Genomic DNA, 7,774 nt, shown 5'->3' on the forward strand with positions numbered 1-7,774 from the left:
TACTACGCTGCCCACAGCCTCACGCCAACAGCGGAGGTCTCACACCAGTGAGTCTCCGGACACGCCGGGGCGGTTCAACCACCCCGGCCTACATGTGGGCGCAATGTGGGCAGACACCGCCGGGCCCTGGCGAACAGCGGCGAACCCGGCACCCGGCCAGGCGCCAGGTCCCTCCGGAGGTGGTCTCGAACTCGGAGAAGTCCAGCTGCCAGACCTGGTTCGGTCCGATCGGTGGGGGCGGCGAACGCGGCCCGGCGGTTGGCCGCGAGCTCGCGGCGTTCGCGCTGGTAGTTGGCCTCCAGGATCAGCCCCTCGTCGCGCAGCAGGCGCAGCACGGTCGCCTGAGAGACCCGGTGACCGTCGTAGCGGAGCATCGCCCAGACCTTGCGGTGGCCCCACGCCGGGTGGGCCAGCGCGTGCGCCCGGACCGCCTCACGGACCCTGGTCCGGGCCGGGCGCGGCCACGGCCCCTTGACCGGGCCCCCGGCCGGGGCGCGGGCCTGATGACGGCGCCAGGTCCGCTCAGGCATGCCGATCAGCTCGCAGAACCTCGAGGTCGGCATGCCCGACTCCAGGCGAACTACCTCGAGGGTCCTCGAAGGGCCCAGCCGGCCCTCGGCCGACTTCTTCCAGACCCGCAGCTCCACCGCGGCCTCACCGAGGGCCTGGGTCAGATCCGCGACCTCAGCCTCCAGCTGGGCCCCGCGGGTCGTCGGGCCGCCCTTGCCGGTCACCAAGCCCGCACGGTCGGCCCCCAGGAACTGGCGCTTCCAGTTCCCGACCGACTGCTCAGGGACCTTCGCCCGACGAGCGGCTTCCGCGACGCTGACCTCACCGGCCAAGATCGACAACACGACCCGGACCTTCTCCTCGACCGGGAACACCGGCGCTCTGGACATGACAATCAGGCTCCTTCCGCAGGTCACCACCCGCAACCCACGGGTCCTGCCAGGAATCTTGACGCGGGACATGCGGACGGTGCCGCCGCGACGCACTGAGCGCTGTGATGCACGCCTCGGGCCGGCCGTCGCCGATCACGTTGCCCATGCGCCTCATCTCAGGAGTCACCACGCCCAACCCCCGAAGGTCGAGACCGTCTGACTAGGACGGGTGCATCACCTTCAGCGAGCGGCCAGGACATGGCTTCCTGGCCGCCCACTGACGATCCGTGCCCGGCACGGGCGCCGGTTCCTCAGGGCGTCGTGACGGGGTGGCCTGTGTCGGTGTCCTCCTGGCTCTGGGCGCGTAGGGAGGTGATGAGTCGGTCGCCTTCGATGTCGAGTCTCGGGAGCATTCGGTCGAGCCAGCCGGGTACCTTCCAGGCGGCGTCCCCGAAGACGGCCATGACGGCGGGCACGAGGGTCATCCGCACCAAGAACGCGTCGGCGAGGATGCCGAAGGACAGGGCGAACCCGATCTGTTTGATCATGGGGTCGTGGCTGAAGACGAACCCGGCGAAGACGGACGTCATGATGACCGCGGCGGCAGCCACGACCCGGCTGGCTTGCTGCAGGCCCTGGACGACGGTCTCGGTCCCGTGGTGGCCGTGGACGTAGGACTCGCGCATGGACGAGACGAGGAAGACCTCGTAGTCCATGGCCAGACCGTAGAGCACACCGGTGACGATGATCGGCAGGAAGCTGAGCACCGGGGTGGTGGCGTCGAACCCCAGGAGGTCCTTGAACCATCCCCACTGGAATACGGCGGTGGTTGCACCGAAGGTGGCCAGGATGGACAGCAGGAAACCGACCGTGGCCTTGATGGGCACGATGATCGAGCGGAACACCAGGAGCAGCACCAGGAGGGACAGTCCGGCCACGACCGCCAGGTAGAGCGGTAGGACCTCGCCGAGGCGCTCGGAGATGTCGATCGACATCGCGGTGATCCCGGTGACTCCGACGTCGACCTGGAGGTTCTCGGCGTAGGTCGGCGCGCCCGTGCGGATCTCCTGCACCAGGTCCTGGGTGCGCTGATCGGTGGGGCCCGTTGTGGGGATCAAGGTGAGTACGACCGTGTCGCCGTTCGCGCTGGCTCCCGACGGACTGACCGCTGCGACACCGTCGATGCCGCTCAGCGACCCGACCAGGCCGGCCACGCCGTTCGGGTCTATCGGCGCCTCAGGCGTCGTGGAAGTGGCCACGATCAGCAGCGGGCCGTTGTAGCCGGCACCGAAGCTCTCGGCGACAGCGTCATAGGTCTGCCGCTGGGAGGTGCCGGCGTCGTAGTTCTGGCCCGAGGGCAGGCCCAGGTGCATCCCGGCCATCGGCAGGGCCACGACGCCCGTGACCGCCACGACGGCGCCGACGGCCAGGTAGCGGTGGCGGATCAGCAGACGCCCCCACCGCTCGGCCGGCGTCGCGTGGTGGGGTGTGTCGACACGGCGGTCGTGGCGGGCGCGGGCACCGGGTGAGCAGATGCGCTCGCCGAGCAGCCCCATCAGTGCGGGGACGAGCGTCAGGGCGATCAGCACGGCAAGGGCGACCGTCGCGGCAGCGACCAGGGCCATGGTGGTCAGCAGCGAGATGTCGACGACCACGAGGGCGACGAGCGCGATGATGACCGTCAGCCCGGCGAAGAACACCGCACTTCCCGCTGTGCCGACTGCGCGGCCGGCGGCCTCATGGGCGTTGAGGTGCTGGTCGAGGATCAGTCGCCGTTGGCGGTTGACGATGAACAGGGCGTAGTCGATCCCCACGGCCAGGCCCAGCATCAGCGCCAGGACCACGGACATCGAGTGCATCTGGATGAGGTTGGACAGGGCAAAGGCCCCGCCGACGCCGATGGCCACCCCGATCAGGGCGGAGAGCAACGGCAGGCCGGCCGCCAGCAGGGACCCCAGGGAGATCACCAGGACGATCGCCGCCACCACGATGCCCAGGACCTCACCGGTGCCGAGCAGGTCCGGGATGCCCAGGGTCGCACCCGACTGGACGACGATCCCGGTCCCGGCGGCCGCACCCTCGGCGGCGGAGGCGACGTCGTCCACGGCCTCAGGGGGCAGTTCGAAGATCTGATCGGTGAACGGGACCTGCAGCATCGCCACCCGACCGTCACCCGAGACCATGGCACCCGGCACCGGTTGTCCACCCACGAGCAACGGGCCCGGCGCGCCCTCCGGCTGGTCGGCGCCCGGCGCGGTCTGCGCTCCGGTCGGTGGCGCCGCTTCGGCCTGGGCTGCCAGGAGCTTGCGGGGATCGAGGACATGGTCGGCCCCGAAGATCGCATCGACGGCCGCCGCGACGGCCGCCGCGTTCGCCGGTGCATCGAGGCGTTCACCGGCAGGCGCCTGCAGCACGATGCTGACCTGCCCGCCCGAGGCCTCGGGCAGGCGGGTCGCGAGCTCGTCAAGGACCTCCTGGGCGGGGGTGCCGTCCATCCGGACCTCGCTGGAGACCCGGATCGTCCCGGCCGACAGGACGGTCAGGACGACGGCCAGCACCAGCAGCCACCCGCCGACCAGGAACCACGGTCGGCGGAAGGCCGTCTTGCCGATGCGGTAGAGCAAGGTAGACACAGGGGGTCTCATCTCGTGATCGGGGCCGCCTCAGGACCGAGGTACGGGGTTGGGCTGGTCAGGTGCCGGAGATCGCGCGTTGGCGACGACAGAGCTGGGGCAGTGCGACTCGAGGCGCGCTGAACCTCGGTTCGGCCTGATCGACGAGCTCGGCGGCGCGCTCCCGATGAGTGTTGTGCCGATCGTGGAACCCGTCGCCACCAGGGCCCGGTCCCCGTGGGGACCGGCATCAAGGTCACCGGAACACTGCAGATCGACGACGGCAGCGACCACATACTCATCGAGGCCTACCGCCTCGGTCTCGAGCGTCTCGGCGAAGCGGGCGTGCAGCCGCTCGCGGATCTCCTGCCGGCTATGGGCGGGGTGACGCCGCTCTGCTCTGGCGATCAGCACCCCCGTGGCGGCGACACCGGCGAAGCCCGCCACGCCCAGGACCTTCCACCAGCGCACCTGTCGGGACGTGTCGGATGCGAAGTCCTGGGCTCCCTGCTGGGCCTCGGCGCGCCATGTCCGCGCGCAACCGGCAGCACCTGAGGACGCCGCGGGCACTCGGGCCGGGTCTGGGGCCTGCGCGCCGCCCTCGGGCCAAGACCTGGACCCGCGCTCGACGGCTCTGGACGGGTGGGGTCCAGGAGGCTGCGGGGACGTCGGCGTGGAGATGATCTCCCGCTCCCGCCTCAACCCCGACTGAGCCATCACACCTCCCTGACGTCGCTGCCCAGCCTGGCCGGTCGAGCCCACGGGCTCGTTGCGGCTGGTGTGGCGCGACAGACATTCCCACCTCGCAAGCGAGAGTCTACTATCGGTTATGTGAAGCGTGTCAACCGCCACCGCAGCCATGTCGTGCCCCTACGGGTCGACGGCCGCTGGCGGCAACCCGGCGGCGAACCATGCGCTCCACGAACCGACGAGCGCGAGAGGATGGCCCCATGAATCCGACCAGCCCACGGGGCCCCGCCACGCGACGGGCCGATGCGACCTCCAACGCCGCGCGGATCGTGGTGGCCGCGCGCCGCGTCTTCGCTCGAGGCGACGGCCTGGGCTCCCTCGAAGAGATCGCACGGGAAGCCGGCGTCGGCATCGCCACTCTCTACCGGCACTTCTCCCACCGCGAGACCCTCACCTCGGCCGTCTACACCCAGATCTTCGACGATGAGTTCACTCCAGCTCTCGAGCGCGCCCGCCAGGACCCCAGCCCCCTCCAGGGACTGAAGACCGCCGCCGAGGGCCTACTGACCATGGTGTCCCGGATCGACGGCCTGATCGCATCGGCGGGTAACTTCCCGGCCCTGACCGACGAGCTCCTGCGGCGGTTCACCGATCCCATCTACGAGATCGTCGTCCGCGCACAAGAGGCCGGAGAGCTCCGCAAGGACATCGACGCTGACGACATTCCCCGTCTCCTGGTCATGACAGTGGCCGGGCTCACCGTCCCGGGCATCACCCACGACGCACACCGGCGATACGTCACCCTGATCTTCGACGCGCTCAAACCCGAGAACGCCACACCGCTACCCCCGATCAGACCCCCGAACTCGCCTGTCACGGGACAGGGGACCGTCCGATGAGCGGAGCGATCGGTATCGCGCGCCGACCGGTGCTCGACGCGCTCAGCACGGCGCCCTAGGTATTTGCTGTGGCCTCCGCGCGGATCGGCCTGGCCGCCGCCCTCACCCTGACCCGGACCGGTGACGTGTGGCTTTTCCGCGGACGCACGATGGCGGACCGGACGATCCAGGTGACGACCAACAGTCCGATCAACCACGTCGGCATGGCCGTGGTCCTGGATGACCTGCCTCCGCTGATGTGGCACGCCGAGCTCGGCCGGTCCCTTCCCGACATGTCGTCCGGAACTCACCAACACGGCGTGCAGCTGCACGACCTGCACGACGCGGTCGGGGTCTGGGGTCACAGGTACAAGCAGCAGGCGTGGGTGCGCCAGCTCGACCACCCGGTCAGCCGTGAGATGGAAGATGCCGTCCTGCGCACCATCGCACGCCTGGACGGCACCCCGTTTCCCTCCACGACCCAGCTCGCCTCCCGGTGGTTGTGTGGCCGCACCCCGGTCATCAACCGACGCTCGGGCCGCGGAGACCTGGAGACCGCCTACTGCGCCGAGATCGTCGCTGTCACCTATGAGGCGATGGGCCTGCTCACCCCCGGTCGCCGACCGAACTGGTACGACCCTGGTCGGTTCTGGAGCGGCGATGACCTGCGCTTGTCCGCAGGGGCCCGCCTCGGCCGCGAAGTCGCGGTGGACATCGGCTCGACCCGGGCACGACGCATCGACTGACGCCCGGGTCGAAGCGCGCCGATGATCGCGTGATCGCGGCCAGCATCCCGGCGACGACTGCACAGAGCGCCCAGAGGCTCGGTCGGCGCGGGATTGGGCATCGTGGTGACGCCGAGCAGATCGACCGGGCGCTGGCCCGCGCGGTCGATCTGCTCGTGCTGAGCTACTGCGCCACGAAGGCCCCGTCAACCGCCATGTTGTGCGCGGTCACGAACGAGGCCTTGTCCGAGTAGAGCCAGACTACGGCTTCGGCGATCTCCCCGGGCTGCCCAAGCGCCCCAGGGGCGTGCCGGCGACGAGGCCGGCCTCCATCGCGGGGTTGGCGGCGATGAGACGATCGACCATCGAGGTCTGGATGACACCTGGGCACACCGAGTTCACCCGGATGCCGGCCGTGGCGTACTCCAGGGCCGCCGCCTTCGTGATGCGGGTCTGCTGCACGGGTAGGTGACACCTTGATCTGTGGTGCCGTGAGGCTCCACTGGAGAGGATGTCTGTGGTGCCGTGAGGCTCCACTGGAGAGGATGTCTGTGGTGCCGTGAGGCTCCACTGGAGAGGATGTCGACCATGCCAAGGCCCTTGACGTCGATCAGGAGGCCACCTGGGCGCAGTTGCTGCATGCCGCCGCCGGAGCGCCCGCGTGGTTCGCGGGATTGTCCAACAACCCCGGCTGCACCATGGCGACCTGGACCGTGGGAACCGACACTGTCGAGGTGACCACCGACACGCGGATCGATGCCACCCGCCAGGCCACCGGGTGCGGGTCGATCTCCCTGCACGCCCTGACCCTGGAGCTCTCCGGTGACTTGACGATCATCGCCGACGGGGTCGCCTCCACCAACGGGATGCACGTGGTCTCCGCCGACGGCCTGCCGCACACCCTTCGGATCCTGGTACCCGGGCAGATCAACGACGGAACCAGCGGGCACGCGATCTCCATGCTCGGCGGCACCACCGCCGACGAGACGATCACCGTCGAGATCGGCACCCCAGGTGTTGTGAACCTGAGCGGAGGCGTAGCCATGGGCGGACAGGTTGCTGCCGGCCACATCAACGCCGACGGGCAGGTCACGGTTGGGGCGACCGCCGACTCGGGACGCCACTACTCGGGGAGGGGGAGCTCCGTGGCTAGCGAACAGCGTGCGGTGATCCGGCCGCGAGGGATTGCGGGTTGGTGGAGCCGATGGTGGGCTCTGGTTCTTGCCGTCGTGCTCGGGCTACCAATGGTCCTTGGGTCCGGCCTTTGGGGATGGCTACTTCTCCATCCGTTTGGTGGCGACCCATCTGGGTCGGCGGCGGCGCACGGTGGCTCGTGTCGGCCGCTCTGGTGGGAGCGACGATCGCTGGCCCGCCGGGCCCGGCCCGGCGTTCTCGCGTCTGGATCGGTGTCGTGGCGGCTGTGTTGTGGTTCGCCGTGGGAGTGTTCGTCTTGGGGCCGTAGCCGAGCGCCGCGGTAGCAATGTCGTCCCGGGCTCGGGTCCTCGGCTCGACGTACCTGGGCTCGAGACCGGTGGTCGCCCGGCCCTGCCCGAGGACAAGCGGCTGGGCGTCACGGTCCAGGTGCGGTTGACCGCAGCGGAGAAGCGCGAGCTCGCCGAGCTGGCGGACCGGCTCGGTGTGAAGCCCTCGACCCTCGCGCGCCGAGCGCTGCATGCCTACGTCGCCGAGCACCGCGCCAGCTGACCCTCACTGCTGCCGATCAGCGTTCCAGGGCCAGCCCGAAGGCCGACATGGCGGGCGTCCGTGGGGTGCAGGTGGGGTGCAGCGGGTGCGGAGCCCTCGCACGCTTGGCCATCACGGCGGGCATTTCCGCAGATCAGTGCGCTTCACGAGGGGGTGCAACGAACTCCTAAAGCGGGTGTCGGCAGTTCGAATCTGCCCAGGCGCACAGTGAACCGCCCCGACTTCCGTAGAGGCTCTCAACCCACGGAGGATGAGGGTCATGGCAGCACCGAGGAAGTATCCCG

Annotated in this window: 7 protein-coding genes and 1 pseudogene; 5 read left to right on the top strand and 3 right to left on the bottom strand. The window is 69.7% G+C overall.

Translation table 11 applies throughout. The annotated features are described in order from the left end of the window. Nucleotides 1-74: 74 nt before the first annotated feature. Complete coding sequence (locus tag FZ988_RS18825; protein ID WP_223145195.1) at nt 75-899, bottom strand: IS3 family transposase; 825 nt, start codon at nt 897-899, stop codon at nt 75-77. A 293-nt stretch (nt 900-1,192) separates the two neighbouring features. Beyond that, nucleotides 1,193-3,514 carry an MMPL family transporter gene (locus FZ988_RS18270; protein WP_149205481.1) on the bottom strand — a complete coding sequence of 774 codons (2,322 nt, stop codon included), beginning with the start codon at nt 3,512-3,514 and terminating at the stop codon, nt 1,193-1,195. Between the two features lie 216 nt (nt 3,515-3,730). On the opposite strand from FZ988_RS18270, the gene FZ988_RS18660 reads away from it, so the two are divergent. The 4 genes from FZ988_RS18660 (at nt 3,731) to FZ988_RS18665 (ending at nt 6,040) form a co-directional block, all read left to right on the top strand. After that, on the top strand, nt 3,731-4,048 hold the full coding sequence (locus FZ988_RS18660; RefSeq protein ID WP_188079182.1) for a hypothetical protein: 318 nt from the start codon (nt 3,731-3,733) through the stop codon (nt 4,046-4,048). 395 nt (nt 4,049-4,443) lie between these two features. Next, complete coding sequence (locus tag FZ988_RS18280) at nt 4,444-5,082, top strand: TetR/AcrR family transcriptional regulator (protein WP_188079183.1); 639 nt, start codon at nt 4,444-4,446, stop codon at nt 5,080-5,082. A gap of 68 nt (nt 5,083-5,150) precedes the next feature. Next, entirely contained in the window at nt 5,151-5,807 is a 657-nt protein-coding gene (locus tag FZ988_RS18285) for a hypothetical protein (protein ID WP_149205484.1), read from the top strand. Nucleotides 5,808-5,836: 29 nt separating this feature from the next. Continuing rightward, a complete protein-coding gene (locus FZ988_RS18665) occupies nt 5,837-6,040 on the top strand; it encodes a hypothetical protein (RefSeq protein ID WP_188079184.1) in 204 nt (67 codons plus the stop codon). Here the strand turns inward: FZ988_RS18665 and FZ988_RS19260 are convergent. Continuing rightward, a pseudogene (locus tag FZ988_RS19260) lies at nt 5,971-6,323 on the bottom strand (SDR family oxidoreductase). The gene FZ988_RS18665 and the pseudogene FZ988_RS19260 sit on opposite strands and share 70 nt — an antisense overlap. 197 nt (nt 6,324-6,520) lie before the next feature. On the opposite strand from FZ988_RS19260, the gene FZ988_RS18295 reads away from it, so the two are divergent. Further along, on the top strand, nt 6,521-7,264 hold the full coding sequence (locus tag FZ988_RS18295) for a hypothetical protein (RefSeq protein ID WP_149205485.1): 744 nt from the start codon (nt 6,521-6,523) through the stop codon (nt 7,262-7,264). Nucleotides 7,265-7,774: the final 510 nt, after the last annotated feature.

This window comes from Actinotalea subterranea (genome assembly GCF_008364845.1).
GTDB lineage: Bacteria > Actinomycetota > Actinomycetes > Actinomycetales > Cellulomonadaceae > Actinotalea > Actinotalea subterranea.